This is a genomic window from Burkholderia sp. MSh2, from assembly GCF_000731655.1.
Classification (GTDB): Bacteria; Pseudomonadota; Gammaproteobacteria; order Burkholderiales; family Burkholderiaceae; genus Burkholderia; species Burkholderia paludis.
Map to the genome: position 1 here is coordinate 287,395 of NZ_JPGM01000001.1, position 26,391 is coordinate 313,785.

The window sequence follows — 26,391 nt, forward strand, 5'->3', positions numbered from 1 at the left end:
ACCACGACCCATGTTGACGACGCCACGCGACCCGCTGTTCACCATCGCATCGATCGATGCCGCGCAGACGCACCCGCTCAGGGCGGCGATCCTGCTGAACGGCGACCTGAACGCATGCGAACTGGCCGGAGACCATGCGCCGACGACGCTGCACGTCGGGGTGCGCGATCCGTCCGGCATCGTCGCCGTCGCGTCGCTCTGCGAGGAGACCCGCGACGACGATCCGGCCCGGCCGGCCTGGCGGCTGCGCGGGATGGCCGTGCATCCCGACGTGCGCGGCATGGGTTTCGGGCGGGTACTGGTGCAGGTGTGCTTGCGCCACGCGGAAGCAAACGGGGCCGCGCTCGTGTGGTGTACGGCACGCGAAGTGGCGTACCGGTTTTATGAAAAGCTCGGCTTTACCGCCGATGGTGCGCTGGTGACGATGCCGGGGCGCACCGATACGGCGTTTCATGTGATGCGGCGGTATGTGGGGCGGATGGCCAGTGCGTCTCGGGATGGCTCTAACCCCTTGAAGTAACCAAGTTTTTTGCAAATCCAGCGTCTACCGTCGTCTCGTTGCGTGCCAACACAAGGGTTGGCCTTGCGCTCGGATCTGCATGGAGATAGTATGCGCGCATACTATTTATTGGAACAGACTGACATGTGGTCAATCGAGGTCGCGGGTGAGTGTGCCGCAACGCCGGCGCAGGTCTATAGCATCTTGGCCGAGCCGCAGAGGTGGTCGGAGTGGAATCCTGGCGTCCTTCGGATCGAGATGCACGGTCCATTCCAATCCGGCACGACTGCAGTGATGGTTCTACCTGACTCGACGACGTTGCCGTTCCGCTTCGAGTGGGTTGAAGCCGACAGAGGCTTCGAGGACGTCACTGAGGTACCCGACGCTGGCGCGGTTGTTCGCGTTCGGCACGAACTGTCGCCGATCGAGCTGGGGACTCGAATTACGTATCGCTGTGAAATCGACGGACCCGAGCAAATAGCCGGGGAGCTGGGCGCAGCGATTACTTCCGACTTCGCCGATGTGATTGCCGCCCTTGGCGCACGGGCAGAGCTGCTCGGTGAGTAAATCTCTGGAACCTGGCGAAAGCCCTGGCCTGCTTCTGTGGCGCGCGACGCTGAGCTGGCAGCGTCGCATCACTGCCGCACTGAAACCGTTGGGGCTGACCCATGTGCAGTTCGTCCTGCTGGCCAGTACTTGGTGGCTAACGTGCGTTGCCGAGGAGACCCCGAGTCAACGCCGCATCTCCGAACACGCCAATACGGACCCGATGATGACCTCACAGGTTCTCCGCGCACTTGCCGAACGAAAACTACTGACTCGAACGCCGGACCTTTCTGACTCGCGAGCCTGGATCATTGACGTGACGCCAGAAGGTGTGGACCTCGCCGTCCGCGCTGTGAAGGTCGTTGAAGCTGCGGATCGCGCCTTCTTTGAGGCCGTGGACCAACAAGCGCTGATGAGCGTTCTAGGCACCCTAAGTCGATGAATCTTGTCACCCATCCGGCAGCATCGCGTGGCGTTGACCCTGCAATCCCGGACACGGCGTCACACTGAGGTTGCCGAGTCCATCGAGCGCCGGAACGCGCGAGGCGAGCGGTATTTCAGCGCGCTACGGGGATGCTTCTCGTTGTAATGCTCGAACGCAATGGCCAGGTTGCTTGCAGCGGTCGCTGCACCCGGCTTCGCCATGAAGGCGACATAGTCGCGCGTCATGTGTATTAGCCGGGACTCGTTCTTTGTCGGTCCGACTCCCTGTCAGATCGAGTCCCGGCTAATACACATCAGGCAAGATAGTCACTCAGCGACCCGCCAGGGAGAACGATGTCCCACCTTACCGATATCTTTGCAGACTGCGAATACCTCTATCTCGACCGGCTGTTTGAGCCCGCCGAAAATCAACTGTCGGTACGTATCCTTGAGGCAACCGGCGGCGGTCAAATACCAGCCGCACTTCTGGACTCTGAACCGTTCAAACCCGTGAAGGATGCCCTCGCCCACGCGACGGCCATTGAACATCGAGAGGGATGCCGTATCTTTGAGCTAACCTGGCCCAGCTACGTTGGCTACTCCGTGCTCAATGAAAGTTTCGCCATGCCGGAGCCGGAAACATCGACTCGCGTGGGTCGTCTATTCGTCGAATATTCGTCGTCCACTTACCTTGACTATCTCAAGAGAGCATCCTGGGCCTGTGCGGACCATCCCGGCCCATACAAGCACTGGGCGGCGCTGTGCCTGAATCATATCGTCGACGTTGCGTCCGCAGATGAACCATCGATCGGGGTGTCGATTGCACAAGCAGGCGAGAACATCGGTCGCGGCAGTTTCAACGTACCCGTCCAACGTCGCTGATTACGACCTGCCACACGGCGCGCGAAACCGCACATCCGACACAACCCGGTGCGGCCCGCCAGACACCCGCCTGCCGCACCGCGCGCTCACGCTCACACTTCCTGCGCACTCCGCAACACCGCCCGCAACAGCACATCGGCCCCCGCCTCCGCCCATTCGGGCGTGATCGCTTCGGCCTCGTTGTGGCTCAGCCCGTCGACGCACGGCACGAAGATCATCCCCGTCGGCGCGACGCGCGCCACGTAGCACGCGTCGTGCCCCGCCCCGGACACGATATCCATGTGCGGCAGCCCGAGCGCCCGGGCCGCGTCGCGCACCGTGTCGATGCAGTTCGGCGCGAACGGCACCGGCGCATACGTGAAGATCTGCTCGATCTGCACGCCGAGACCGGTTTCGTCGGCCACGCGCGCAAGTTCGGCCCGCAGCACGGCGTCCAGTTCGTCGAGCACCGCGTCGTCGGGATGCCGGAACTCGACCGTGAAGAAGCAGCCGCCCGGCACCGTGTTGCGCGAGTTCGGCCGCGCCTCGATCATCCCGACCGTCGCGCGCGCGTCCGGCGCGTAACGGCGGCCGAGCACCTCGACGAACGAAATCATGCGCGCCGCGCCGACCAGCGCATCGCGGCGGAATGCCATCGGCGTCGTGCCCGCGTGGGCGTCGACGCCGGTGAGCGTCACCTCGTACCAGCGCTGCCCCTGCCCGGCCGTCACGACGCCGATCGTCTTGCCGGCCCGCTCCAGAATCGCGCCCTGTTCGATATGCAGTTCGTACGCCGCGTGCACCGGATAACCGCCGACGGGCTCGGCGCCCGCATAGCCGATCCGCGCGAGTTCCTCGCCGATCGTCCTGCCCGCGCCGTCGGTGCGCGACAGCCCGTATTCGAGCGTATAGACACCCGAGAACACGCCGGCCGACACCATCGCCGGCGCGAAGCGCGAGCCCTCCTCGTTGGTCCAGATCACGACGTCGATCGGGCGCTCGGTCTCGATGCCCGCATCGTTCAGCGCCCGCACGACCTCGAGCCCGCCGAGCACGCCGTAGATGCCGTCGTAACGGCCGCCGGTCGGCTGGGAATCGGCGTGCGAGCCGGTCATCACCGGCGCGGCGGCGGGATCGCGGCCCGCGCGGCGCGCGAACACGTTGCCCATCCGGTCCACGCGCACCGTGCAGCCGGCGTCGCGCGCCCACTGCACGAACAGGTCGCGCGACTCGCGATCGAGATCGGTCAGCGCGAGACGGCACACGCCGCCCTTCGGCGTCGCGCCGATCTGCGCCATCCGTTCGAGCGACGCCCACAGACGGCGGCCGTCGACCCGCGGCACGCGCACGTTGTCCGCAATGGCGTTGTCGTCACGCATCGCCGTTCTCCGGTGCGGATTGCCGCGCGTAGCGGAAATCGCAGCGCTTGCCGCCCTGCATGATCGTGCTCGTGCGCGTGAGTGCGACGTCCGGCGCATAGCCCTGGATGAAATAGCTGTCGCGCGCGCAGCTCAGCAGATGCCCGATCTCGCCGAGCCCCATCGCGTGATACATCTCCGCGTAGCTGCAGCGACGCACGTCGTAGTCGTAATGCGCATCGTCCGCGCGGCGCACCTCGACGTCGAGCGCATCGTCCTTCTCCCACAGCACCTGCAGCGCGATGAACGACTTCACGCTGGCGCCTTCGGGTTCCTGCGCGGCGAACGTGCGGCCCGCGTCGACGGCCGCGCCGCGCACGGCTTCCGCGATCACGGCCTGGGCGCGCTCGGCGCCGAATTCGCGTTTCATGATCTCGTAGATCGGCTTGATGATTTCCGCCTCGATGCGGCGCCGCGCGAGGATCCCGAGGCGGGTGTCCTCGGGCGCGGCGGCGGATGTCCGGGTAGCTTCGGTCATGGGGAGAATGTTGTCGTCGTTGTGTCGATTATTTGGCCGTGGTGCGCGAGCCGCCGAGCACGTCGACGACGGTCCACTTGCCATCGCGCACCTGGTAGATCGTGAAGGCCGGGTCCTTCAGGTTGCCTTCGGCGTCGAACGCGATGCGCCCCGTCACGCCGGGCCGGTCGATCGCACGAACCGCCGCGACCAGCTTCGCCGGCTGCGTCGTGCCGGCCTTCTGCGCGGCGGCGATCAGCGTCGCGGCCGCATCGTAGGCGAACGGCGCATGCAGCTCGATCGGTGCGCGGTAGCGCGCCTGGTATTGCGTGTCGAACGCCTTGCCGCCCGGCATCCGGTCGAGCGGGAGGCCCGGTTCGAGCGCCGTCACGCCGTCGCCGTCCTTGCCCGCGAGCGACAGGAAAGTCTGGCTCACGAAGCCGCCCGCGCCGAGCAGCGGCGCATTCACGCCGAGCTGGCGCATCCGGCGCGCCATCGGCGCGGCCTGCGCATCGAGCCCGCCGAAGAACACCAGATCCGCGCGCTTGCCCTTGATCGCGGTCAGCACGCCGCTGAAGTCGGTGGTCTTGTCGTTCACGTACTGGCGATCGACGATCGCGCCGCCGTTCGCCTGCACGCCCTTGATGAACTGGTCGGCCAGCCCCGCACCGAACGACGTGCGATCGTCGATCACCGCGATGCGCTTCGCCTTCAGCGTCTTCACCGCGTATGCGCCCGTGAAGTTGCCGCCCGCATCGTCGTGACCCATGATGCGGAAGGCCGTCGCATAGCCCTGCTGCGTGTATTGATGGCCGGTGGACGCCGGCGCGATCTGCGGAATGCCCGCATCGCGGTAGACGCGCGACGCCGGCACGCTGCAGCCGGTGTTCCAGTGGCCGACGACACCGATCACGTGCCGGTCGACGAGTTGCTGCGCGACCGCGACGGCCGTACGCGGATCGGACTGGTCGTCGGCCGCGACGAGCTTGTAGACGACCGGCTTGCCGCCGATCGTCGGATGCTTCGCGTTCGCGTCGTCGATCGCGAGTTGCGCGCCGTTCTGCAGATCCTTGCCGATCCGTGCGGACGGGCCGGTGAGCGGCGCGGCGAGACCGATCAGGATCGTCTGCGGCGCGGCTTGCGCGAACGCGGGAACGGAGGCAACCAGGGCGGCCGCCGAGAAGGCAAGGCTGGCGGGAAGAAATGCGATTTTCATGTGCGGGGATCTGTGAATCGGATCAAAACATGAAAAATATTAAATAGTGAGCCCTCAAACCCCAAATATCCAATTGTTGGATGCTTATGCCGTTCCCGACACATTAACTCACATCCTTGTAAACACTGAATATTTTTATGTTGTCGCTTACCCTGACTTTTCTATAAAATTCGATACATGAAAAATATCGAACAATTGCCGCACGATCCGCCGCTGCGCGCGGTGCGTGCGTTCGAAGCTTTCGCGCGCCTCGGGTCGGTCACCGCGGCGGCGGGCGAGCTCGACATCACGCCGTCGGCGGTCAGCCATCAGCTGCAGCTGCTCGAGGCGTTCATCCAGACGCCGCTGACGGTGCGCGAGGGCCGGCTGCTCGCGCTCACCGACGAAGGGCGCGACTACTACCGCTCGATCAGCGCGGCGTTCTCGGTGCTGCGCAGCGCGACGCGCTTCGTGCGCGACCGTTCGTCGCTACGGCAGATCACCGTGAGCCTGATTCCGCTGCTCGGCATCGGCTGGTTCATTCCACGGCTGCATGCGTTCCTGGCCGACAACACCGACGTCGACGTGACGGTGCTGTACGCCCATCACCGCAACTACCGCAGCGACGCGTCCGACCTGTCGATCCGCTTCGGCACCGGCGACTGGCCCGGCTACAACTGCGAGCGGCTGCTGCCGGGCGCGATGGTGCCGATGTGCAGCCCGTCGTTCCTGCGGCGTCACGGGCCGTTCCGCACGCCGGCCGATCTCGCGCGCGCACCGCTCGTGCACGACGAGGATCGCAGCACGTGGGTCAACTGGCTGCAGGGCGCCGGCGTGCGGCACGTGTCGCATGCGGTGGGGCCGATGTTCGAGGACGGCCAGCTCACGCTGAGCGCCGCGCGTGCGGATCTCGGCGCGGCGCTGCTGCGCGCGCCGCTGGTCGAGCGCGAACTGGCGAACGGCGAACTCGTGAAGCTGTTCGATCACGCGCTCGACGACGGGCGCGATTACTATCTGTGCACGCGCGAGGACGCGGACCTGCCGGACGGCGCGCGGCGGCTGGCGGCATGGTTGAGGAAGATGGCGGGGATCTGAGCCGGGATGCGCGGCCGCCCCGCCCTGCGCCAGTACGCACGTGTGCACGTGCGCACGCAAGGGCGGACCGGCCGCCGGGTCGCGGCGCGCAAGCCGCATCAGCCCGGCGCCGTCGACCGGTTCTCACGGCCGGTCCGGCGCGGCGTCACTCCCCCAGGACCATCGATCACGGGACATCCTTCGGATTGGAACGACCATGGATCAGTTGAACGGAATCACGGTGTTCGTCCAGGTTGCCGAAGCGCGCAGCTACGTGGGCGCGGGCCAGCAACTCGGGCTGTCCGCGTCCGCGGTCGGCAAGAGCATCGCGCGGCTGGAGAAACGCCTCGGCGTCAAGCTCCTGCATCGCAGCACCCGCAGCATGAACCTGACCGCCGAAGGCGCGCTCTACCTGACGCGCTGCCGGCACATCCTCGCGGAAGCCGCGGCGGCGGAAACCGAGCTGCTGCATGCGCTCGACGCGCCGCGCGGCAAGTTCCGGGTCAGCCTGCCGCTCGTGAGCGGGCTGATGGTGCCCGCCCTCACCGCGTTCATGCAGCGCTATCCGGAAATCGAGCTCGACGTGCACTTTTCCGACCGGCTCGTCGACCTGATCGACGAGGGCTTCGACGCGGCGGTGCGCACCGGCACGCTCGACGATTCGCGGCTGATGTCGCGCCAGCTGGGGGAGTTTCGCCTGGTGCTGGTGGGAGCGCCCGGCTACTTCGCGCGCAAGGGCGTGCCGCAACGCCCCGCCGACCTGCGCGGGCACGACTGCCTCCAGCACCGCTTCCCGACCACCGGCATGATCCAGAAGTGGCCGCTCAGCGACGACCCGCCCGATGCAAGCCTGCCGTTGCCGGCGCGGATGATCTGCAACAACGTCGAGACGCTGCTGCAGGTCGCGAAAGCCGGCCAGGGCATTGCGTGCCTGCCGGATTTCGCGGTCCGCGACGCGATCGCCGCACACGAGCTGCAGATCGTACTCGACGCGTACATGCGACATTCCAGCGCGTTCCGCGTGCTGTGGCCGTCCAGCAAGCATCCGTCGCCGAAGCTGCGCGCCTTCGTCGACTTCCTGCACGAGAACCTGTTCACGATGCAGACGCAGGCGCACGCAGCCCGCGCAGACGCCAACGCCGAACAGGTCACGCCGCTCGCCTGAAGCCGTCCGCCCGCGACGATCCGGGCGTGGGCCCGGCGGCCGCTCACTCGGCCCGGTCCGCGCCGGCCTTGACGGACAGCGCCAGCAGGACGATGGCAAGCACGGCGCCCGCCGCGCCGACCGCCGGCGTAGCCGCCACACCGGCGCCGCCGCCCTTGACGACCAGGCTGCCGACCAGCGCGCCGCCGCCGATCCCGGCATTAAATGCGCTGACGTTCATCGCGGACGCCAGATTCGGCGCACGCCCGGCGCGGGTGAGGATACGCATGATCAGCGCCGGCACGAACGCATACGACGCGACGCCCCACAGGAACACGTACGCGACCACCGCCCATTTCGTCGCATAGACCAGGCCCAGCGACCCCATCACGCACGCGAGACACGCGAGGCTGACGAAGGCCGTGCGCAGCGGCCATGTATCCGCATAGCGCGCGCCCGCCGCGTTTCCCGCGCTCAGGCCGGCCCCGAACACCAGCAGGACCCACGTGACGCTCGACGGCGGGAAGGCCGCCACGCCCTCCAGGATCGGCGCGATGTACGTAAAACCCACGAACGTGCTGCCGAAACCCACGATCATCGCCGCATAGGAAAGCAGCATCCTGCCGTCCCGGAACACGGCCACCTCGCTTGCGACCGACGTCACGTGCAGGTTCACGTCGTTCGGCAGCGTCTTCCAGAGCGCGAGCAGCGACAGGCCGCCCCAGCCCGCGATCGCCCAGAACGGCGCATGCCAGTCGGAAAACGCGTGGCCGAGGAAGAGGCCCAGCGGCACGCCGGCCACGTTGGCGAGCGTGATGCCGGACAGCATCACGCCGACGGCCTTGGCCCGGCGGCGCTCGTCGACCAGATGGGCCGATACCACCACGCCGATCCCCATCGCCACGCCGTGCACCGCCGCCGCGACGCAACGCGACATCAGCAGCACGGCGTAGCTGCCGGACAGCGCCGAGACGACGTGCGCGAGCACGAAGATCGCCAGCAGGACCAGCAGCAGCGGCTTCTTCGGCACGCGCAGGGTCAGCGCCGTGAGCGTCGGCGCCGCAATCGCCACGCACCATGCGTAGGCGCTGACCAGCAATCCCGCGCTCGACAGCGGGACCGACAGGCTGCCGGCGATGTCCGGCAGCAGGCCGGTGACGATGGTTTCGGTGGTGCCGACGCCGAACGACGTCATGGCCATTGCAAGCAGCGCAAAACGGTTCGCGTCGGTTCGTTCCTGGTCGATGCGGGTTGAAATCGCCACGGCGGGCGCCCTCCATACGTTGACGTGGGGTTGGCCGCCGCGCCGCGGCGACCGACGACACGCCAGCGTACGCATTTCAGGCCCGCCGAAACATCGCGGGCGGTTCGCTTCTTCCCGGAAAAACCTTCCGGAATGCCGTGCCCCGCCCCACCTCCATCAATCAAGGGCCGGAAGCGGATAGAAATTCCCGATCCCTCGGATTGAAACAAGCAATTTCACAAGATCAGGGTGAACCCGGATACTGGCAACACTCCACTCACCCCTGACGCAAAGGAACACACCAGATGCCGATCATCAACACCCAAATCAAGCCGTTCAAGGCAACCGCTTACCACAACGGCGAATTCGTGCCCGTCTCGGAAGAGAACTTCAAGGGCAAGTGGTCCGTCGTCGTGTTCTACCCGGCCGACTTCACGTTCGTCTGCCCGACCGAGCTGGGCGACCTCGCCGACCGCTACGCGGAATTCCAGAAGCTGGGTGTCGAAATCTACGGCGTGTCGACCGACACGCACTTCACGCACAAGGCATGGCACGACACGTCGGAGACGATCGGCAAGATCAAGTACCCGCTGATCGGCGACCCGACGCTCACGCTGTCGCGCAACTTCGACGTGCTGATCGAGGAAGAAGGGATGGCGCTGCGCGGCACGTTCGTGATCAACCCGGAAGGCGAGATCAAGCTGTGCGAGATCCACGACAACGGTATCGGCCGCGACGCCGGCGAGCTGCTGCGCAAGGTGCAGGCCGCGCAATACATCGCGGCGCACCCGGGTGAAGTGTGCCCGGCCAAGTGGACGCCGGGCGCGGAAACGCTGACCCCGTCGCTCGACCTGATCGGCAAGATCTGACGATCGCCGCGCGCCTCGCACGAGGCGCGCGACAGCGGGCCGCCGCGGCGCGGCCCGCGCCCTCCCCCGGCACGACGTGCCCGACCAGAAACAATCATACGGAATCCGAAACGCCATGCTCGACGCCAATCTCAAGAACCAACTGAAAGCGTACCTCGAAAAAATCACGCGCCCGATCGAACTCGTCGCCTCGCTCGACGACGGCGCGAAATCGCAGGAACTGCTGGCGCTGCTGAACGAGATTGCGTCGCTGACGGATCGCGTGACCGTGACCGAACGCCGCGACGACGCCGAGCGCAAGCCGTCGTTCTCGATCGGCGAGCCCGGCAAGCCGGCCGGCATCCGCTTCGCCGGCATCCCGATGGGCCATGAATTCACGTCGCTCGTGCTGGCGCTGCTGCAGACGGGCGGCCACCCGATCAAGCTCGACGACGACGTGATCGAACAGATTCGCGCGCTCGACGGCGACTACGCGTTCGAGACGTTTTTCTCGCTGTCGTGCCAGAACTGCCCGGAAGTCGTGCAGGCGCTGAACGTGATGTCGCTGATCAACCCGCGCATCCGTCACGTCGCGATCGACGGCGCGCTGTTCCAGGATGAAGTCGAGTCGCGCCAGATCATGGCCGTGCCGACGATGTTCCTGAACGGCGCCTCGTTCGGCCAGGGCCGCAGCAGCGTGAAGGAAATCCTCGCGAAGCTCGATACGGGCGCCGGCGCACGCGCCGCGAAGTCGCTCGAGAACAAGCCGGTGTTCGACACGCTGATCGTCGGCGGCGGCCCGGCGGGCGCGGCCGCAGCGATCTACTCGGCGCGCAAGGGCATCGCGACGGGTGTCGTCGCCGAGCGTTTCGGCGGCCAGGTGCTCGACACGATGGCGATCGAGAACTTCGTGTCGGTGCAGGAAACCGAAGGGCCGAAGTTCGCGACGGCGCTCGAGCAGCACGTGAAGCAATACGACGTCGACATCATGGACGTGCAGCGCGCCGACGCGCTGATCCCCGGCGACGTGCACCAGATCCGCCTCGCGAACGGCGCGGTGCTGAAGGCGAAGACGATCGTCCTCGCGACCGGCGCGCGCTGGCGCGAAATCAACGTGCCGGGCGAGCGCGAATACCGCAACCGCGGTGTCGCGTACTGCCCGCACTGCGACGGCCCGCTGTTCAAGGGCAAGCGCGTCGCGGTGGTCGGCGGCGGCAACTCGGGCGTCGAGGCCGCGATCGACCTCGCCGGCATCGTGAGCGCCGTGACGCTGATCGAATACGGCGCGCAACTGCGCGCGGACGAAGTGCTGCAGCGCAAGCTGCGCAGCCTGCCCAACGTGACGATCGTCACGCAGGCGCAGACGACCGAGCTGACCGGCGACGGCAGCAAGCTGAACGGGCTCGTCTACAAGGATCTGCGCTCGGGCGACACGCGGCGCATCGATCTCGAAGGCGTGTTCGTGCAGATCGGCCTCGTGCCGAACACCGAATGGCTGAAAGGCACGGTCGAACTGTCGAAGCACGGCGAGATCGTCGTCGATGCGCGCGGCGCGACGTCGGTGCCGGGCGTGTTCGCGGCAGGCGACGTAACGACGGTGCCGTTCAAGCAGATCGTGATCGCGGTCGGCGAAGGGGCGAAGGCGTCGCTCGGCGCGTTCGATCACCTGATCCGCCAGGACGTCGCGCCGGCAGCCGCCGCGCAGCCGCAAGCCGAAGAAGCGGTCGCGGCGTAACGCACCGGCAGCGCGACGCTGCAGCAATCGGTCTCTCTTGGCCTCGCATGCCTTGGTCGGCGTGCGGGGTCTTTTTTATTCCGGATCGTCGCCGAGGCGCGACGCAATGCCGGTCGAAACCCGCCCGCCTCGCGGCGCGGCCGGCCTCGACCCGGCGCTTTCCAGCCGCAGACCGTTCACCGCCGCACCGCACCGGGCCGCCGCCCTGCGTACGTGACGACCTGACGACCCGGCGACCGACGACCGGCCGGCGCGCCGCATCGCCGGTGCGACAGCCCGCCGTCAACACTTCGTTTGCGCGACCGCCGGGATCGGGCGTAGTCTTCGTCGAACCTGCGCGGAAACGGAGAACCCCCGACCATGATCGGCACGATGTTCAAGCGATTCCTTGTCCTGGCCCTCGCCGCCGCCGGCACGCGGGCATGGGCGGCCGAACCGCTCCCTGCCGCACGGGAGGCCGTCGTTCCGGCCTTCTACGCATGGAGCGACGCCGTCCCGGCAACGCCCGGACAATTGCTGCGCACCGAGCCGCTGACGCCGGAACAGAGCCTCGCCGAGGCCGGAAAGAACATCCGGCTGCTCTACACGTCGACCGACGGTGTCGACGGCCACACGCCGGTCGTCGTGTCCGGCGCGCTGTTTCTGCCGAAAGGAACGCCGCCGCACGGCGGCTGGCCGCTACTGGCGTGGGCGCACGGCACCGTCGGCAGCGCCACGGTATGCGCACCGTCGCTCGCGCACCGCAGCGAACGCGACGCACGCTACCTGAATGCATGGCTGGCCCGCGGCTACGCGATCGTCGCGACCGACTATCAGGGCCTCGGCGCGCCCGGCGTGCATCCGTACGGGCTGACACGCCCGCTCGCATACAACGTACTCGACAGCATCCGCGCGGTGCAGCACGGCGACTTCGACCTGACGTCCCGCACCGTCGTGTTCGGGCAGTCGCAAGGCGCCCGCGCCGCGTTCGCGACGGCCGTCTATGCGAAATCCTATGCGCCCGAACTGGCCGTTGCCGGCGTGGTGGCGACCGGCACGCCCTATGCGGCCGTTCACAACCACGCGGCCGACGCCGAGCGGGCGGACGCGCACCGGTCGGTCGTCCCGACCTTCGCGTACGACATGCTGCGCATGGGAACCGCCGCGCTGCTCGACCCCGCGTTCGTCCCCGCCGACTACCTGAGCGACCGGGCGATGCCGGCGTTCCAGCTCAGCCGGCACGACTGCCTGCACGCGCTCGAAAAACGGATCGTCGCGGACGGGCTCACCTACGACGACAGCTTCAAGCGCTCGCCCAGGCAGGCGTTTGCGGCGATCAGCCGGGAAGCCGCGTATCCGGCGCTGAAATCGGACATTCCGATCTTCATCGGCACCGGCGGCAAGGATCGCGACGTGTTCGTGCCGGACCAGATCGCGCTCGCCACCGACGCATGCCGCGCCGGCGACCGGATCGAATGGCACTTCTATCCGGCGCTCGATCACTCCGGAACCGTCAACGGCTCGCTGCCCGATTCGACCCGGTTCGTCGCGAAAGCGTTTGCAGGCGAACGCCTCGACGGCAATTGCGCCGCTTTATCCGTGCCGCCCCGCGCAGACGCCGACGCGTCGTGATTCCATTTGCCGCGCAACCGCCGGCCTCGCTTCGCGGCAGCGGCGGCGGCGGCGGCGGCCGTGCCTGCGCCCGTCGCCCCGAAACTGCTCGACGCCCGGACCAGTTGTTCGGTCATCGCGGCAGCCACCGGATTCACGCCCGACGATAAACCGGCGCGCGTCGTCGTTCGCATTCGGCGTGTCGAGCCCCCGGTGATGGCGTAGCGGCCCGCATACGGGTCGCGATGCAGCCCGAGCTTGCCGCCCGGCGGCAGTTGCACGAACATCGCCGCCCTGATCGACGGAATGCGCGACAGGATCTCGACCGGGCGCCGGCACAACGCCTGCCCGGACGAATGCTGCGCGTCGTATCACGTCAGGTAGAAGCGCTTCCAGCCGTTGCGAAAGAACGAATTGAAGCCGATGTCGTTGTACTCGCCCGACGCCTTGATCCGGCTCGCGTCGCGCAACGCAAGCGCCTCGCCGCGAAACGTGCGCCATTCGCGCTGCAGCACCGCAAGAACCGGAAACTGCCGCGTATCGAGAAACGGCGTGATCGGCACCGACGAGAACGCATATGAAAAACAGTTCAGCGGCGCGGTAAAGGTCGAATGACCGTGAACAACCTGCGCCGTACCCTGCCGCGCCGATGCGTGTGGACGACGCACGCGATGAACACGATCAGCAAGACCCGGCGCATCGATATTTTCCCCGTAATCTGCCTGAGGAGATTCCAGGCACGGGGGAAATTCTCTGCGCTGGCGTGCCGGTGGCGGCGTGTGAGTCGACACGACGCGACGGGGCTGCGCACCGGCCCGCGCGGAAACGCCGAAAGGCCCATGCGGACGGGCTTCGGCAGGCGATGGGCGCCGCGCGCGGCGCGGCGCCGACACGCGCGGCGGGCAGCGATTACTCCGGAAACGGCAAATCAGTTTGTCCGTCGGCGCGCATGCCGAACGTGTTCAGCGTTATCGCGACGAGCGCGTAATAGCCCAGCAATGCGACGAGGTTCACGACGGTCTCGTGGCCGAAGCGCGCCTCGGCGCGCGCGAACGTCGCGTCGCTAACGCGCCGCGTGTCGTACAGCTCGGTCGCGAACGCGTAGATCAGCGCATCGTCGTCCGACTCGAATACCGGCGCGGCGCCGAGCCGGATCGCGTCGGCCGTCGCGGCCGGCACGCCCGCGTCGAGCGCGATCGGATGGTGGATGTGCCACTCGGCCTGCGAGCGCCAGCGTGCGGCCGTCACGAGAATCGCAAGCTCCGACAGCCGCAGCGGCAGGCCCGTACGATAGCGGCAGAACGCGCCGAGCTTCTGCGCATGCTGGGCCAGCTCGGGGCTCGCGATCCAGCCGAGGAACGGCCCGTTCAGGTTGCCGCGCGGGCCGCTCAGGATGTCGGCCAGCACGGCCTTCTGTGCGTCGGTGGCCGACGCGGGATCGAAAGGGGGCAGTCTGTTCGTCATGGCGATGATCCGGGTGAGGTTCAGTGCAACGAAGCCGTCATGCGCCGACGGCCGCGAGCGCCGCGTCGATCGCACCCGACAGCCGTTCGACGATCGTATCGATCTGCTGCGCGGTGCAGATGAACGGCGGCGCGATCAGGATGTGGTCGCCGTGGACGCCGTCGATCGTCCCGCCCATCGGATACACCATCAACCCGCGCTGCATCGCTTCGCGCTTGACCGCGGCATGCAGCTTCAGCGCGGGATCGAACGTCGCCTGGCTGTCGCGATCGCGCACGAGTTCGACGCCGACGAACAGGCCGCGCCCGCGCACGTCGCCGACATGCGCATGCTTGCCGTAGTGCTCGCGCAACGATGCGCGCAACTGCTCGCCGCGCGCCTTCACGTTGTCGAGCAGTTTCTCTTCGGCGATCACGCGCTGCACTTCGAGCGCGGCCGCGCAGGCGGTTGCGTGGCCGAGATACGTGTGGCCATGCTGGAAGAACCCCGACCCGTCGACGATCGTCCGGTAGATGCGGTCGCTGACGAGCGTCGCGCCGATCGGCTGGTAGCCCGCGCCGAGCCCTTTCGCGATCGTCAGCAGGTCGGGCGCGACATCGTCCTCGTCGCACGCGTACAGGTAGCCGGTGCGCCCCATCCCCGACATGATCTCGTCGAGGATCAGCAGCACGCCGTATTTGTCGCACACGGCGCGAATCTTCTTCAGGTACGTGCGCACCGGCGGCACCGCGCCGGCCGTCGCGCCGACGACCGTTTCCGCGACGAACGCCGCGACGTTTTCCGCGCCGAGTTCGACGATCTTCCGTTCGAGTTCGTCGGCCAGCCGCTGCGCATATGCTTCGTCGGTTTCGACGGCGAGTTGATCGCGATACGCGTAACACGGGCTGACGTGATGCGCTTCGATCAGCAGCGGCAGGAACGGCTCGCGCCGCCATGCATTGCCGCCGATCGCGAGCGCGCCGAGCGTGTTGCCGTGATAGCTCTGGCGCCGTGCGATGAAATGACGGCGCTGCGGCTCGCCCTTCTCGACGAAATACTGGCGCGCGAGCTTCAGCGCGGCCTCGACCGCTTCCGAGCCGCCCGACACGAAATACACGTGTTCGAGGCCGGCCGGCGCGGCGGCGACGAGCCGGTCGGCCAGCTCCTCGGCGACGTCGGTCGTGAAGAACGACGTGTGCGCGTACGCGAGTTGCTGCGCCTGCCGCTTGATCGCGTCGATCACGCGTGCGTTGCTGTGGCCGAGGCACGAGACGGCCGCGCCGCCGCATGCGTCGATATAGCGCTTGCCGGTCGAATCGACGATCTCGATGCCGTCGCCTGCGACGGCGACGGGCAAGGTGGCGCGCGGAGCGCGATGGAATACGGTCGTCATGCGTTGCCTCATGGATCAGGATGCGCGGTGCGCGCGTCCGGACGGCGCGATGCGCGTCGCGAAACGCTGCGTGCCGTGCTGGTGAATGGTGACGTCGATCGCCGCCGCGCCGATCGCGAACACCGCGGTCGCCAGCGTGTTCTCGTCGTCGGGATCGGCCGGGTCGTCGCGATGGATCGGCAGCCCTTGCGGCGCACGATCGCCGAGCACGCGCAGCAACGCGGCTTCGTCGACGGCGTCGATCCCGGCTGTCAGCGCGTCGACGCGCCGCTGGCGATCGGCCGACGATTGCGTGACGATCTGCGCTTCGGCTTCACAACCCGGATGCACGAGATGATTCGCGTGCCCGGCAAGACTCGACACATCGACGACCGAGCAGCGCGCGGCGCTCGCCTCGATACTCAGGAGCCGCGTGTCGCCGGTCGCGCCGAGCGTATGGTGGAAGCCGCTCGCGCGGGCGTTCGCGCGCAGCACGCCGGCGGCCTCGTCGAGCGACGCCGCATCGAGCACGGCGCGGGCAAGGATCATGCGCGGCACGCCCGGCGCGGGCGTTTCGATCCGCAGGTTGTTGATCGTCTGCGCGATGCCCGCGCGGTTCGCGGCAAAGGTATGCCCCGGCAGCGAGCCGGGATAGTAGAAACTGATGAAGCCCGGCTTGCCGTCGGGCCGCACGTCGACGAGCAGGCAGCGCTCGCGCAGGAACGGATCGCCGTCCTCGTTGTGCGCGATCCAGCGCGTGCCGTCCGCGCCGCGCGCGGCGAGCGTCGTGCAGCCGTCCGGCGCGTTGTGGATCAGCTCGCCACGGCAATTCCACAGGAAAATATCTTCGGCCGGCCAGCCGATGCCCGCCGCGATCCCGTCCAGTTCCGCGACGAGATCGGGGTACGTGGCCAGCGCCGCGTGCCGCAGCGCCTCGACGAACGGATGGCCGCGCCAGCGCCGCACGGCCTGCCACGCGCGGCTTTGCCGCATGTATTCGTCGAAAACAGGACGGGCGAGCTCGCCGAGGCGCACGCCGATGTCGAACGGCGCGCCGGCGATGACGGGAGCAAGGGAAAGCGGCATGTCGGGCGAAAGGGTCTGGTTCCTGTGGCGTGCGGCCTGCGCGCGGCTGGCGCGGCCGGCTTCATGATGCCGGAACGCCCGCCGCCCGCGCATTGCAACACGCGATGAGGAATTAGACAATCACACAACATATGTTGTCAATAGACCGGCGCGGACAACACCGGCGCCGCGCCCCTCAACGCCCTTCAGCGCCCTTCAGTGCCCCTCAGCCACCCGTCACGCCGCCACCCCGCTCGCCTGATGCGACACGAGCCGCGCATACGCGCCGTGCCGCGCCAGCAGGTCCGCATGGCGTCCGGCCTCGATCACGCTGCCGTGCTCGATCACGAGGATCAGGTCGGCATTGCGCACGGTCGACAGCCGGTGCGCGATGATGATCGACGTGCGCTGCGTCATCAGGTCCTCCAGCGCCGCGCGGATCTGCTGCTCGCTGATCGTGTCCAGATGGGACGTCGCCTCGTCGAGGATCAGCACGGGCGCGTCCTTCAGGAACGCACGCGCGATCGCGACGCGCTGGCGCTGGCCGCCCGACAGTTGCACGCCGCGTTCGCCGACGCGCGTCGCGAGCCCGTCCGGCAGCCGCGCGACGAATTCGCCGAGCGCCGCATGATCGATCGCGCGCTGCACGTCCGCGTCGGTGGCGTCGTTCGCGGCCAGCCGGATGTTCGCCTCGAGCGTGTCGTTGAACAGGTAGGTATCCTGCGCGACGAGCGCGATGTGCCGCCGCAGATCGTCGAGCCGCAGGTCGCGCAGGTCGACGCCGCCGAGCGTCACGCGGCCCTGCTGCGGATCCCAGAAGCGCAGCAGCAGGCTCGCGACCGTCGACTTGCCGGCGCCCGACGCGCCGACCAGCGCCACCGTGCTGCCGGGCGGCACCTCGAAGCTCACGCGGTCAATCGCGGGCACGCCGCGGCCCGGATAGGTAAACGACGCCGCCTCGAACCGCACCGCCGGATCGACGGGCATCGCGTGCGTGCCGTCGGTCACGGTCACGGGCTCCTTTTCCAGCGCGCGCAGGCGGCGCGTCGACGCGATCGTGTCGGCGAGCTGGCGCGCGACCTGGCCGATTTCCGCGACCGGCATGAACGCGGCCACGGCCACCAGCACCAGCAACGGCAGCGATTCGCGCGGAAACCAGCCGCGCGCGCACAGCAGCGCGCCGAGCGCCGCGACGGCCAGGCCGCCGAGCCCGCTCGCGATTTCCAGCGCGGCGCTCTGCCGCGACAGGTCGTCGAGCAGCTTCGCGCGCTGCGCGCGATACGCGTCGACTTCGGCCAGGAACGCCGACCGCCGGCGCGCGACCGCCTGGAATGCGGTCAGCTCCGCGAGCCCCTGGATCGTCTCGGTCAAGTGCGCGCCGAGCTGGCCCAGCGCCTCGCGCGCGCCGGTGCCGAGCCGGTCGACGTCGCGCCGCGCCAGCACCGGCGCCAGCCCGGCCCACAGCAGGAACGGCAGCAGCACGAGCGCGAGCGGCCACGCGACCGACGCGAGCAGCACCACCACGGCGGCCGGCACGAGCACCGCGACGAACGCGGGCGCCAGCGTATGCGCGTAGAAATACTCGACGGTCTCGACGTCCTGCGTCGCGAGCGACACGAGATCGCCGGACCGACGGCGCAGCAGCCCGGCCGGCGCGAGGCGTTCGAGCGTCGCGAACAGCGCGATGCGCATTTCCGCGAGCAGGCGGTACGCCATGTCGTGCGCGAGCCACGATTCGAGCCAGTGCAGCGCGGCCGCCACCGGCGCGATCACGAGCAGCGCGACGACGAGCGCGCCGCTCGCGTGCCCGGCCGACACCTCGCCGACCACCTTCGCGCCGATCACGCCGACGCCGATGAACGCGAGCACGCGGCCGATCCCGAACAGCACGGTCAGCAGGACCTTGCCCGTCCACGGGCGCACGAACCGCAGCAGCGTCCGCAGGGTCTCCGCCCAGCCGATCGCCGCCGCGTCGTCGTTCAGCGGCCGCACCTGCGGGCCCGACGATGCGCGTGCGGTCGCACCGGCCGTGACCGTCGCGCCGACGGCATCGGCGACCGCCTCCAGTTGCGGCCCCATCAGCCGGCGATACGGGCCGTCGCGTGCGATCAGCGCCGCGTGCGTGCCCTCGTCGACCACCTGCCCCTGGTCGAGCACCAGGATGCGATCGGCGCCGATCACGCTGGAGAGCCGGTGCGCGAGCACCAGCGTGGTCCGCCCGCGCGTCAGCCGGTCGAGCGCCTGCTGGATCAGCGCCTCGTTCTCCGCGTCGACCGACGACAACGCCTCGTCGAGCAGCAGGATCGGCGCGTCGCGCAGCAGCGCGCGGGCAATCGCGAGGCGCTGGCGCTGGCCGCCCGACAGCATCAGGCCGCGTTCGCCGATGCGGGTTGCGTACCCGTCGGGCAGCGCCGCGATGAAATCGTGCGCGTTGGCCGCGCGCGCGGCGGCGATCATGTCCGCGTCGCTCGCATCGGGGCGGCCGAGCCGCAGGTTGTCGGCGACGCTGCCGTCGAACAGCGTCGCGTCCTGCGCGACGACCGCGATCATCTCGCGCACCTGGCCGGCGTCGAGCGTGCGCACGTCGTGGCCGCCGATGCGGATCGCGCCGCCCTGCGCGTCGTGCTGGCGCAGCAGCAGCCGCACGATGGTCGACTTGCCCGCGCCGCTCGGGCCGACGATCGCGACCGTCTCGCCCTCGCGCACCGAGAAGCTCAGCGCCGCATGCGCGTCCGCGCGACGCCCCGGATACGCGAAACGGACGCCGTCGAACGCGATCTCCGGCCGCAGGGCCGCGACGCGCGACGCGCCGTCGGCCGGCGCGTCGCCGCGCGCGTCGAGCAGCGCGTGGATCGCATTCGCCGCCGACTGGCCGATCATCCCCTGGTGCAGCACCGAGCGCAGGTCGCGCAGCGGCCGGAAGATCTCGCTGCCGGCCATCAGCACGATGAGCAACGCCTCGAGGCTCATGTCGCCGTGCCGCACGCGCCACGCGCCGACCGCGATCGCGACGGCCGCGCCGAGGCCGGTGCCGAGATCGGTGAAAAACCGCGTCAGCAGGCCGAGCGCGAGCACCCAGAACGTGCTGTCGGACAGCGCGCGCGCCTTCGCGGCCAGCTTCGCGCCGAACGCGGTGCTTTGCCCGAACGCCTTCAGCGTCGGCAGGCCCTGCACCGCGTCGAGGAACTCCTCGCCGAACGCCTTGAAGGCAGCCGAGCGCGCGAGCGCCGCGCGCCTGTCGGCGCGGTGCACGAGCTGCGGCAGCGCGAGCGTGACGAGCGCCCCGACCAGCAGGATCGCGGCCGTCGGCACGTCCCACCACGCGAGCACCGCGAAGATCATGAGCGGCGCGCACGCGGCGATCACGAGCTGCGGCAGGTAGACGCCGAAGAAGGTCTGCAGTTGCTCGACGCCGTCGACGACGGCCAGCATCACGCCGCCCGTGCGTTCGCCGCTGAACCAGGCCGGGCCGAGCGCGGCGATCCGGTCGAACAGCCGCGCGCGCAGCGCCGCCTGCACGCGCCCGGCCGTGTGCTGCGCAAGCACCGTGCGGCGATGGTCGAGCCATGCGCGCAGCAGCACGCAGGCCGCCGTTGCGGCGACGGCTTCGCCGATGCTGCGGACGGACGCGCCGGAAAAGACCAGCGCGAGCACGCGGCCGAGAAACACGAAGCGCAGGATGCCGACACCCATCGCGAGCAGCCCGAGCGCGACGGCCGCGGCCACCCGCCCGCGCAGCCCCGCCATCATGGCCCATAGTCGCCGGTCGAAATACATGAAACCCTCCAGTCGATGTTGCGTTGCTGTTTTCTTGTGACCGGATCGAGGCTACCCGCGCCGTCCGCGCGCGGCAAAAGATGATTTTTCAACGGGTGTTGAGTCAACTACAATACCCCGCATGTCGCACCTCCCTCCCCTCAGCGCATTGCGGGCTTTCGAAGCGGCCGTCCGCCTCGGCGGGTTCGCGCGCGCGGCGTCCGAGCTGAACGTGTCGACCAGCGCGGTCAGCCACCAGATCCGCTCGCTCGAGGAATCGCTCGGCACGCGGCTGCTCGAACGCAGCACGGGGCTCGGCGGCATCAGCCTCACGCCCGCCGGCGCGCGCCTGCTGCCGGCCGTCAGCGATGCGCTGTCGCGGCTGTCCGATGCCTGCGCCGAGATTCGCGGCACCGCGCAACGGCTCACCGTGTCCGCCAACGCGCCGTTTTCGTCGATGTGGCTCGCGCGACGTCTTGCGGAATTTTCATCGCTTCATCCCGACACGCCGCTGCATGCGGTCGTACTCGACAACGAACCGGATTTCGCGCGCAGCGGCGTCGATCTGGCGATCGTGCACGTGCCGGCGCAGCGATTGCGGGCCGACGACGACGTGCTGCTGCGTGAGACGGTGTTCCCGGTCTGCAGCCCCGAGCTGTTTCCGTACGCATCGGGGCACGTATGCCGCTCGCGGCTGCTGCAGGAAATGCACGAGGACAGCCCCGAGATCGACTGGCGCAACTGGGCGTCGGCATTCGGCCTGCCGGGCGACTTCGAGACGAAGATCGTCCGCTACAGCAGCTTCAGCCAGGTGATCGGCGCGGCGGTCGGCGGCGCGGGCATCGCGCTCGGCCGCATGCCGCTCATCGAGCCCGAACTGCGCAGCGGGCGCCTGGTGCCGCTGGTGCCGGGCCTCGCACGCGATGCGTCGTGGCAGTTCGTGCTGCGCCGCCATCCGTCGACGCGGCACCGGCTGCTCGATCCGCTGATCGCGTTCCTGCGCAGCGAGGCGGAAGCGCCGCCGTTCGTCCCGAAGATCGTTGCGCCCGCATCCAACGACCATCACGTTCGCGGCGCGGGCGGCGCCTGACAGGCCGGCCTGACGCCGTAAGCGGCCCGCCGGGCCGCTTACGGCGCGGCGAAGAACAGCGCGACCACGCACGCCATTCCGCCAAACCACACGAGCGAGCGCAGCGACGCCCAGTTCAGCAGGTACATCAGCGCATAGACGACGCGGATCGCGACGAACGCCATCGCCAGCTGGTCGACGCGATGCACGTTCGCGCCGTTGTGCCACGCCACCACCAGCGCGGCCGTAAACAGCGCGAGCGCTTCCCAGGCATTCTGATGGGCGGCCTGCGCGCGGGCGCGCCAGCCTTCGAGCTTCGCGAGGTAATCGCGCGGCGCACGGTTGTCGTAACCCTTGCGGGCCTTCGCGAGAAACGTCATCGGGAACGGCAACAGCGCCACGATGAACAGGCACAGCTGGGACGTCGTCATCAAAGTCTCCTCCGTTATGATTACATTGATCAATGACAAGATCGCCGCAAGCTTAGCATTGCGCCGGGCCGATCGCGCACCGGTTTTCTAGACGGGAGACTCGGCCGCACGGCCCGCCGGCGGCCTCGATCAAGCTGGCGCCGCACCAAAAATTCCACCAAATCGTCGACAAAAACGTTAATTAAAACTGGTCGAACACCAATAAGATAGCGCTCGACACTGGCCTGACGCGTTATCGCGCCAGGCTGCCGACCCCGCGCCGCCGCGCGCGCCGAACGACATCCGCCCCGAGCCATCGCCATGCCACGTCCCATCGTCGCCCATATCCGCCCCGATGCCGTCCGTCACAACCTCGACTTCATTCGCCGCACCGTCGCGCCGTCGCGCGTGTGGGCGGTGGTCAAGGCCGATGCGTACGGCCACGGCATCGAACGGATCTACCCGGGCCTCGCGGCCGCCGACGGCATCGCGCTGCTCGATCTCGACGAAGCCGTGCGCGTGCGCGAGCTGGGCTGGGACAAGCCCGTGCTGCTGCTCGAAGGGCTCTTCGAGCCGGCCGACGTCGAGCTGGCCGATCGCTACCGGCTGACGGTGGCCGTGCACTGCGACGAACAACTCGACATGCTGATCGCCGCGAAGCCGCGGCAGCCGATCGACATCCAGCTCAAGATGAATTCCGGGATGAACCGGCTCGGCTACCGGCCCGCCGCCTTCCGCGCCGCGTGGGAGCGCGCGGCGAGCGCGCCGTCGATCGGCAGGATCACGCTGATGATGCACTTCGCGAACGCCGACGAAGGCCAGGTCGACTGGCAGCTCGAACAGTTCGACGCGACCACGGCGGGCATTCCGGGCGAGCGCTCGGTATCGAATTCGGCGGCCGTGCTGTGGCATCCGCGCGCGCACCGCGACTGGGTGCGGCCGGGCACGATCCTGTACGGCGCATCGCCGACGGGCGCGGCACGGCACATCGCCGACACGCCGCTGCAGGCCTCGATGACGCTGACCAGCAGGATCATCGGCGTGCAGACACTGACGCCGGAGGAAACCGTCGGCTACGGCCGCCGCTTCACGGCCGACCGGCCGATGCGGATCGGCGTCGTCGCGTGCGGCTACGCGGACGGCTATCCGCGCCACGCGCCGACCGGCACGCCGATCGCGGTGGACGGCGTGATGACGCGCGTCGTCGGCCGCGTGTCGATGGACATGCTGACCGTCGACCTGACGCCGTGCCCGAACGCGGGCATCGGGTCGAGCGTCGAGCTGTGGGGCGACCAGGTGAAGGTGGACGACGTGGCCGAAGCCAGCGGCACGATCGGCTACGAGCTGATGTGCGCGCTCGCGCGCCGCGTGCCGGTGGTGGTCGTGCCGCCCGGCGCGTCGACCGCGGAGCCGGCGCTGCGGACCGGCAGCTACGGGCGCTGAACGGCGGCGGCGCGTCGTCGTGCTGCCGCGCGGCATGGGCGGGCCGCTTCGGGCGGCCCGTTTGCGTTCCCGTTTGCGTTCCCGTTTGCGTTCCCGCTTGCGTTCCCGCTTGCGTTCCCGCTTGCATTCCCGCTTGCATTCCCGTGGGCCGGAAACACACGGCATGCCGGGCAGCCCACGGTCGATCGATCCGGCTGCGCCGTCCGGCCTGCGCGCGCTACGAACGCCAGGTCGGCGTGCGCTTTTCGAGGAACGCGTCAATCCCCTCGCCGGCATCCTCTTCCATCATGTTGCGCGCCATCACGTCGCCCGCATACGCGTAGGCTTCGTCGAGCCCTAGCTCGCGCTGGCGGTAGAACATCTGCTTGCCGTACCGCACCGCGGCCGGGCTCTTCGCGACGATCTCCGTGACCTTGCGCGCGACGGCCGCGTCGAGCGCATCCTCGGGCACGGCCTCGTTGACGAGCCCCCATGCGGCAGCCGTCGCCGCGTCGATGAAGCGCCCGGTGACGAGCATGTCGAACGCGCGCTTGGTCGCGACGTTGCGGCTCAGCGCGACAGCCGGCGTCGAACAGAACAGCCCGACGTTGATGCCCGACACCGCGAAGCGCGCGGTGTCGGCCGCGATCGCCAGATCGCACGCGGCGACCAGCTGGCAGCCGGCCGCGGTCGCGATGCCGTGCACGCGTGCGATCACCGGCACCGGCAACCCGCGCATCGCGAGCATCACGCGGCTGCACTGCGCGAACAGCGTGCGGTAGTAGTCGAGTTCCGGCGTGCCGCGCATCTGCCGCAGATCGTGGCCCGCGCAGAACGCCCTGCCTTCGGCGGCCAGCACGACGCAGCGCACCCGCGGATCGTCCGCGAGCGACGCAAGCGCGTCGTGCAGGCTCGCAAGCAGCGCCTCCGACAACGCATTGAACTGCTGCGGCCGGTTCAGGCGCAGCGTGACGACGCCGTCGCGCTCCTCACGCAGCAAAACGGGTTCCGACGACGAGGGGTTCGAATCCATGATGGTCCACCAGATTGAAGGCGGCCGCGACCAGCCGACGCGTCAATATAGTCCAATCGCGCCACGTTCGGCGGCGTGCCCGGCGATCGGCGCGGCGCCGGGCGGGCGGCACCGCGTGCGCTTGCGCGCCGGCGTCATTCGGCGGGTGTGCCGTCGCCCCGCTGGCTGCCCGATCCCGGTGATCCCGGTGATCCCGGTGATCCCGGTGATCCCGGTGATCCCGGCGATCCCGGCGATCCCGGCGATCCCGGCGCCCCCGACGCCCCCGACGATCCACACGCCCCCGACGACCGCGCCGCCCGCAGCCCGGCCAGCATGAACAGCGCGCCCGCCGCGCCAAACGTGATCGGGCCGCCCCACAACGCCCAGAACGCATTCATCCTCGCACTGCTGCGCGGGTCGGCCGGCAGGTAGCGCACCTCGACCGCATCGCCGAGGTCCACGTCGACATCGCCGCCTTGCGGGTATTCGATCCGTTCGCCCGCGAGCGTCGTGAACGCGATGTCCGGGTGATGCGGACCGTAGTCCAGCCGGATCACGCGGCCCGGAACGACGATCGACTCATGCACGAAATGCCGCGTCGACCGGACATCGACCACCGCCGAGACCAGCAGCGCCACGCCGGTCAGCATGGCCATGCAGCCCTTGAATACCGTCATGCCGGAACGCTCCGTTGAATTCGACGCGCGCCGAGGCCGGGCATCGCCCCGGCGTCAGCGCGGCTGGTACTCGCCATCGCGCGCGGACCAGCGAAACGTCTGGCGCCACGTGCCGCCGCGCTCGCGCAGCTGCAGGTCGTGGAAACCCGCCGTCGAGGCCGGCAGCACGGCCAGCGTGTTGCTGCCTTCCGTGATGTCGTGATCGCGCGTGCCGTCGGCATGCCAGTCGCCGGCGATATTCCGGTAGAACATCATCGGCTGCGCGAACACCACGCGCAGCGCCTTGCCGTCGATCCGGAACAGATACAGCGCCTCGAACGATGCGCCGCCGCCCGCATAACCGACCGACCAGCCCGCCCGCACGCCGAACGCCGCATCGCCCGTGCGCAGCACGTACGGCGCGAGATCGAACCTCGACCACCGCTCGGGCCGCAACGTGCGGTCGCCCGGCTGCGTCGCGCGTTCGAGCACGTCGGGCGCGTCGAGTTGCGTGCTGCTCCAGTCGGTCGGCTGGTCGAGCGGCTGTTCGGTGCGCGCGACGAGGCGCGGCGCACCGTCCGCGCCGCGCTCGAACACGCCCAGCCAGACCTGCCCTTTCACCGTATCGGCATCGGCGCCCGCTTCGTAGCCGTCGCAGTCGTCGGGCGCCCGGAAGCGCAGCGCGTCGCGCGCGAGCGCATCGGTCGGCGCCGCGCAGACGATCGCGACGAACGCACCGGAGCGCTGCGGCCACGGCTTCGCGCCGACCAGCACGACGCGCTCGAGCGGTTCGCCCGGGGCCAGTTGCGCAACCAGCGCCTCCTTCGTGAAGCCCGGCGGCAGGCGCAGGCCGAAACCGTCCGGATCGGGTGCGCCGGTCATGTCGCGCACGTACGCCGCGCGCGCATCGGGCGAGGCGAGTTTCCCCGGCACCTGGTCGAGCGAGCGGGCGGTGCCCGCCGCGTGTGCGGCCAGGCACGCGCATGCCGCGCCGAGCGCGGCCAGCCGGGCCATCAAGCGGATTGTCATGCCGGAATATCCCGTGAAGTGACGAAGCAAAATACGGCAACGCGGCGCATGCGTGCATCCGCGCCGCAACACGCGCGGCCCGACGGTGTTGCGAACGGGTTCCATGCGGACCGGCCCGGCG

The 26,391-nt window shown here is 68.8% G+C and carries 23 protein-coding genes and 2 pseudogenes; 11 read left to right on the top strand and 14 right to left on the bottom strand.

The window, feature by feature from the left end:
- Positions 1 to 13 precede the first annotated feature (13 nt).
- The 3 genes from GQ57_RS01210 to GQ57_RS01220 all read left to right on the top strand — a co-directional run bounded on the left by GQ57_RS01210 (position 14) and on the right by GQ57_RS01220 (position 1,487).
- Complete coding sequence (locus GQ57_RS01210) at positions 14 to 520, top strand: GNAT family N-acetyltransferase (RefSeq protein WP_235214996.1); 507 nt, start codon at positions 14 to 16, stop codon at positions 518 to 520.
- 90 nt (positions 521 to 610) lie between these two features.
- Entirely contained in the window at positions 611 to 1,066 is a 456-nt protein-coding gene (locus tag GQ57_RS01215; RefSeq protein WP_081896550.1) for an SRPBCC family protein, read from the top strand.
- On the top strand, positions 1,059 to 1,487 hold the full coding sequence (locus GQ57_RS01220; protein WP_034196818.1) for a MarR family winged helix-turn-helix transcriptional regulator: 429 nt from the start codon (positions 1,059 to 1,061) through the stop codon (positions 1,485 to 1,487). Before GQ57_RS01215 ends, GQ57_RS01220 begins: the two co-directional genes overlap by 8 nt.
- Before the next feature lie 59 nt (positions 1,488 to 1,546).
- Here the strand turns inward: GQ57_RS01220 and GQ57_RS38680 are convergent.
- Positions 1,547 to 1,714 (bottom strand): annotated as a pseudogene (locus tag GQ57_RS38680) (IS3 family transposase); the annotation flags it as partial.
- A gap of 108 nt (positions 1,715 to 1,822) precedes the next feature.
- Between GQ57_RS38680 and GQ57_RS41245 the strand changes: the two are divergent.
- Positions 1,823 to 2,350, top strand: a complete 528-nt coding sequence (locus GQ57_RS41245; RefSeq protein ID WP_152603159.1) for a hypothetical protein — start codon at positions 1,823 to 1,825, stop codon at positions 2,348 to 2,350.
- Positions 2,351 to 2,442: 92 nt separating this feature from the next.
- On the opposite strand, the gene GQ57_RS01230 is transcribed toward GQ57_RS41245, so the two are convergent.
- The 3 genes from GQ57_RS01230 to GQ57_RS01240 are packed head-to-tail and all read right to left on the bottom strand — an operon-like array spanning position 2,443 to position 5,420.
- Positions 2,443 to 3,708 (bottom strand): Zn-dependent hydrolase, encoded by a 1,266-nt coding sequence (locus tag GQ57_RS01230; protein WP_031401445.1) that lies wholly within the window; start codon positions 3,706 to 3,708, stop codon positions 2,443 to 2,445.
- The gene (locus tag GQ57_RS01235; protein WP_031401446.1) at positions 3,701 to 4,225 is read right to left on the bottom strand and encodes an L-2-amino-thiazoline-4-carboxylic acid hydrolase; all 525 of its coding nucleotides are present in this window, start codon (positions 4,223 to 4,225) and stop codon (positions 3,701 to 3,703) included. Before GQ57_RS01235 ends, GQ57_RS01230 begins: the two co-directional genes overlap by 8 nt.
- A 28-nt stretch (positions 4,226 to 4,253) precedes the next feature.
- The gene (locus GQ57_RS01240; protein WP_031401447.1) at positions 4,254 to 5,420 is read right to left on the bottom strand and encodes a branched-chain amino acid ABC transporter substrate-binding protein; all 1,167 of its coding nucleotides are present in this window, start codon (positions 5,418 to 5,420) and stop codon (positions 4,254 to 4,256) included.
- A gap of 177 nt (positions 5,421 to 5,597) precedes the next feature.
- Between GQ57_RS01240 and GQ57_RS01245 the strand changes: the two genes are divergently transcribed.
- Both GQ57_RS01245 and GQ57_RS01250 read left to right on the top strand, forming a co-directional pair.
- A complete protein-coding gene (locus GQ57_RS01245; RefSeq protein ID WP_031401448.1) occupies positions 5,598 to 6,494 on the top strand; it encodes a LysR substrate-binding domain-containing protein in 897 nt (298 codons plus the stop codon).
- Positions 6,495 to 6,690: 196 nt separating this feature from the next.
- Positions 6,691 to 7,638 carry a LysR family transcriptional regulator gene (locus GQ57_RS01250; RefSeq protein WP_052000978.1) on the top strand — a complete coding sequence of 316 codons (948 nt, stop codon included), beginning with the start codon at positions 6,691 to 6,693 and terminating at the stop codon, positions 7,636 to 7,638.
- Positions 7,639 to 7,681: 43 nt separating this feature from the next.
- Here the strand turns inward: GQ57_RS01250 and GQ57_RS01255 are convergent, their stop codons facing one another.
- On the bottom strand, positions 7,682 to 8,881 hold the full coding sequence (locus tag GQ57_RS01255) for an MFS transporter (protein ID WP_052000980.1): 1,200 nt from the start codon (positions 8,879 to 8,881) through the stop codon (positions 7,682 to 7,684).
- Positions 8,882 to 9,165: 284 nt separating this feature from the next.
- Here GQ57_RS01255 and ahpC point away from each other — a divergent pair, with 284 nt between their 5' ends.
- From ahpC to GQ57_RS01270, 3 genes are all read left to right on the top strand, one after another.
- Positions 9,166 to 9,729 (top strand): alkyl hydroperoxide reductase subunit C, encoded by a 564-nt coding sequence (gene ahpC / locus GQ57_RS01260; RefSeq protein WP_031401451.1) that lies wholly within the window; start codon positions 9,166 to 9,168, stop codon positions 9,727 to 9,729.
- Between the two features lie 115 nt (positions 9,730 to 9,844).
- Positions 9,845 to 11,443, top strand: coding sequence for an alkyl hydroperoxide reductase subunit F (ahpF, locus tag GQ57_RS01265; protein ID WP_031401452.1), 1,599 nt, complete (start codon positions 9,845 to 9,847; stop codon positions 11,441 to 11,443).
- A 372-nt stretch (positions 11,444 to 11,815) separates the two neighbouring features.
- Positions 11,816 to 13,054 (top strand): lipase family protein, encoded by a 1,239-nt coding sequence (locus tag GQ57_RS01270; RefSeq protein WP_052000987.1) that lies wholly within the window; start codon positions 11,816 to 11,818, stop codon positions 13,052 to 13,054.
- Positions 13,055 to 13,168: 114 nt separating this feature from the next.
- Here the strand turns inward: GQ57_RS01270 and GQ57_RS01275 are convergent.
- The 5 genes and pseudogenes from GQ57_RS01275 to GQ57_RS01295 all read right to left on the bottom strand — a co-directional run.
- A pseudogene (locus GQ57_RS01275) lies at positions 13,169 to 13,733 on the bottom strand (aspartyl/asparaginyl beta-hydroxylase domain-containing protein); the annotation flags it as partial.
- A gap of 209 nt (positions 13,734 to 13,942) precedes the next feature.
- Positions 13,943 to 14,497: a carboxymuconolactone decarboxylase family protein gene (locus tag GQ57_RS01280; protein ID WP_034196861.1), complete on the bottom strand. Its 555-nt coding sequence runs from the start codon at positions 14,495 to 14,497 to the stop codon at positions 13,943 to 13,945.
- A 37-nt stretch (positions 14,498 to 14,534) separates the two neighbouring features.
- A complete protein-coding gene (locus tag GQ57_RS01285) occupies positions 14,535 to 15,869 on the bottom strand; it encodes an aspartate aminotransferase family protein (protein WP_034196820.1) in 1,335 nt (444 codons plus the stop codon).
- Positions 15,870 to 15,884: 15 nt separating this feature from the next.
- Positions 15,885 to 16,934, bottom strand: coding sequence for a C45 family autoproteolytic acyltransferase/hydolase (locus tag GQ57_RS01290; protein ID WP_034196862.1), 1,050 nt, complete (start codon positions 16,932 to 16,934; stop codon positions 15,885 to 15,887).
- Positions 16,935 to 17,150: 216 nt separating this feature from the next.
- Positions 17,151 to 20,690, bottom strand: coding sequence for an ABC transporter ATP-binding protein/permease (locus GQ57_RS01295; protein WP_034196821.1), 3,540 nt, complete (start codon positions 20,688 to 20,690; stop codon positions 17,151 to 17,153).
- 121 nt (positions 20,691 to 20,811) lie between these two features.
- Here GQ57_RS01295 and GQ57_RS01300 point away from each other — a divergent pair, with 121 nt between their 5' ends.
- Entirely contained in the window at positions 20,812 to 21,759 is a 948-nt protein-coding gene (locus GQ57_RS01300; RefSeq protein ID WP_034196822.1) for a LysR family transcriptional regulator, read from the top strand.
- Positions 21,760 to 21,797: 38 nt separating this feature from the next.
- Here GQ57_RS01300 and GQ57_RS01305 read toward each other — a convergent pair whose 3' ends face one another.
- Entirely contained in the window at positions 21,798 to 22,169 is a 372-nt protein-coding gene (locus tag GQ57_RS01305) for an MAPEG family protein (protein WP_034196823.1), read from the bottom strand.
- A 300-nt stretch (positions 22,170 to 22,469) separates the two neighbouring features.
- On the opposite strand from GQ57_RS01305, the gene alr reads away from it, so the two are divergent.
- A complete protein-coding gene (gene alr, locus GQ57_RS01310; RefSeq protein ID WP_034196824.1) occupies positions 22,470 to 23,591 on the top strand; it encodes an alanine racemase in 1,122 nt (373 codons plus the stop codon).
- A gap of 217 nt (positions 23,592 to 23,808) precedes the next feature.
- Here alr and GQ57_RS01315 read toward each other — a convergent pair whose 3' ends face one another.
- From GQ57_RS01315 to GQ57_RS01325, 3 genes are all read right to left on the bottom strand, one after another.
- Positions 23,809 to 24,603, bottom strand: coding sequence for an enoyl-CoA hydratase (locus GQ57_RS01315; protein ID WP_034196825.1), 795 nt, complete (start codon positions 24,601 to 24,603; stop codon positions 23,809 to 23,811).
- A 134-nt stretch (positions 24,604 to 24,737) separates the two neighbouring features.
- A complete protein-coding gene (locus tag GQ57_RS01320; RefSeq protein WP_235214997.1) occupies positions 24,738 to 25,241 on the bottom strand; it encodes a DUF3592 domain-containing protein in 504 nt (167 codons plus the stop codon).
- Between the two features lie 75 nt (positions 25,242 to 25,316).
- Positions 25,317 to 26,270, bottom strand: a complete 954-nt coding sequence (locus GQ57_RS01325) for a hypothetical protein (protein ID WP_034196863.1) — start codon at positions 26,268 to 26,270, stop codon at positions 25,317 to 25,319.
- Between the last annotated feature and the right edge of the window lie 121 nt (positions 26,271 to 26,391).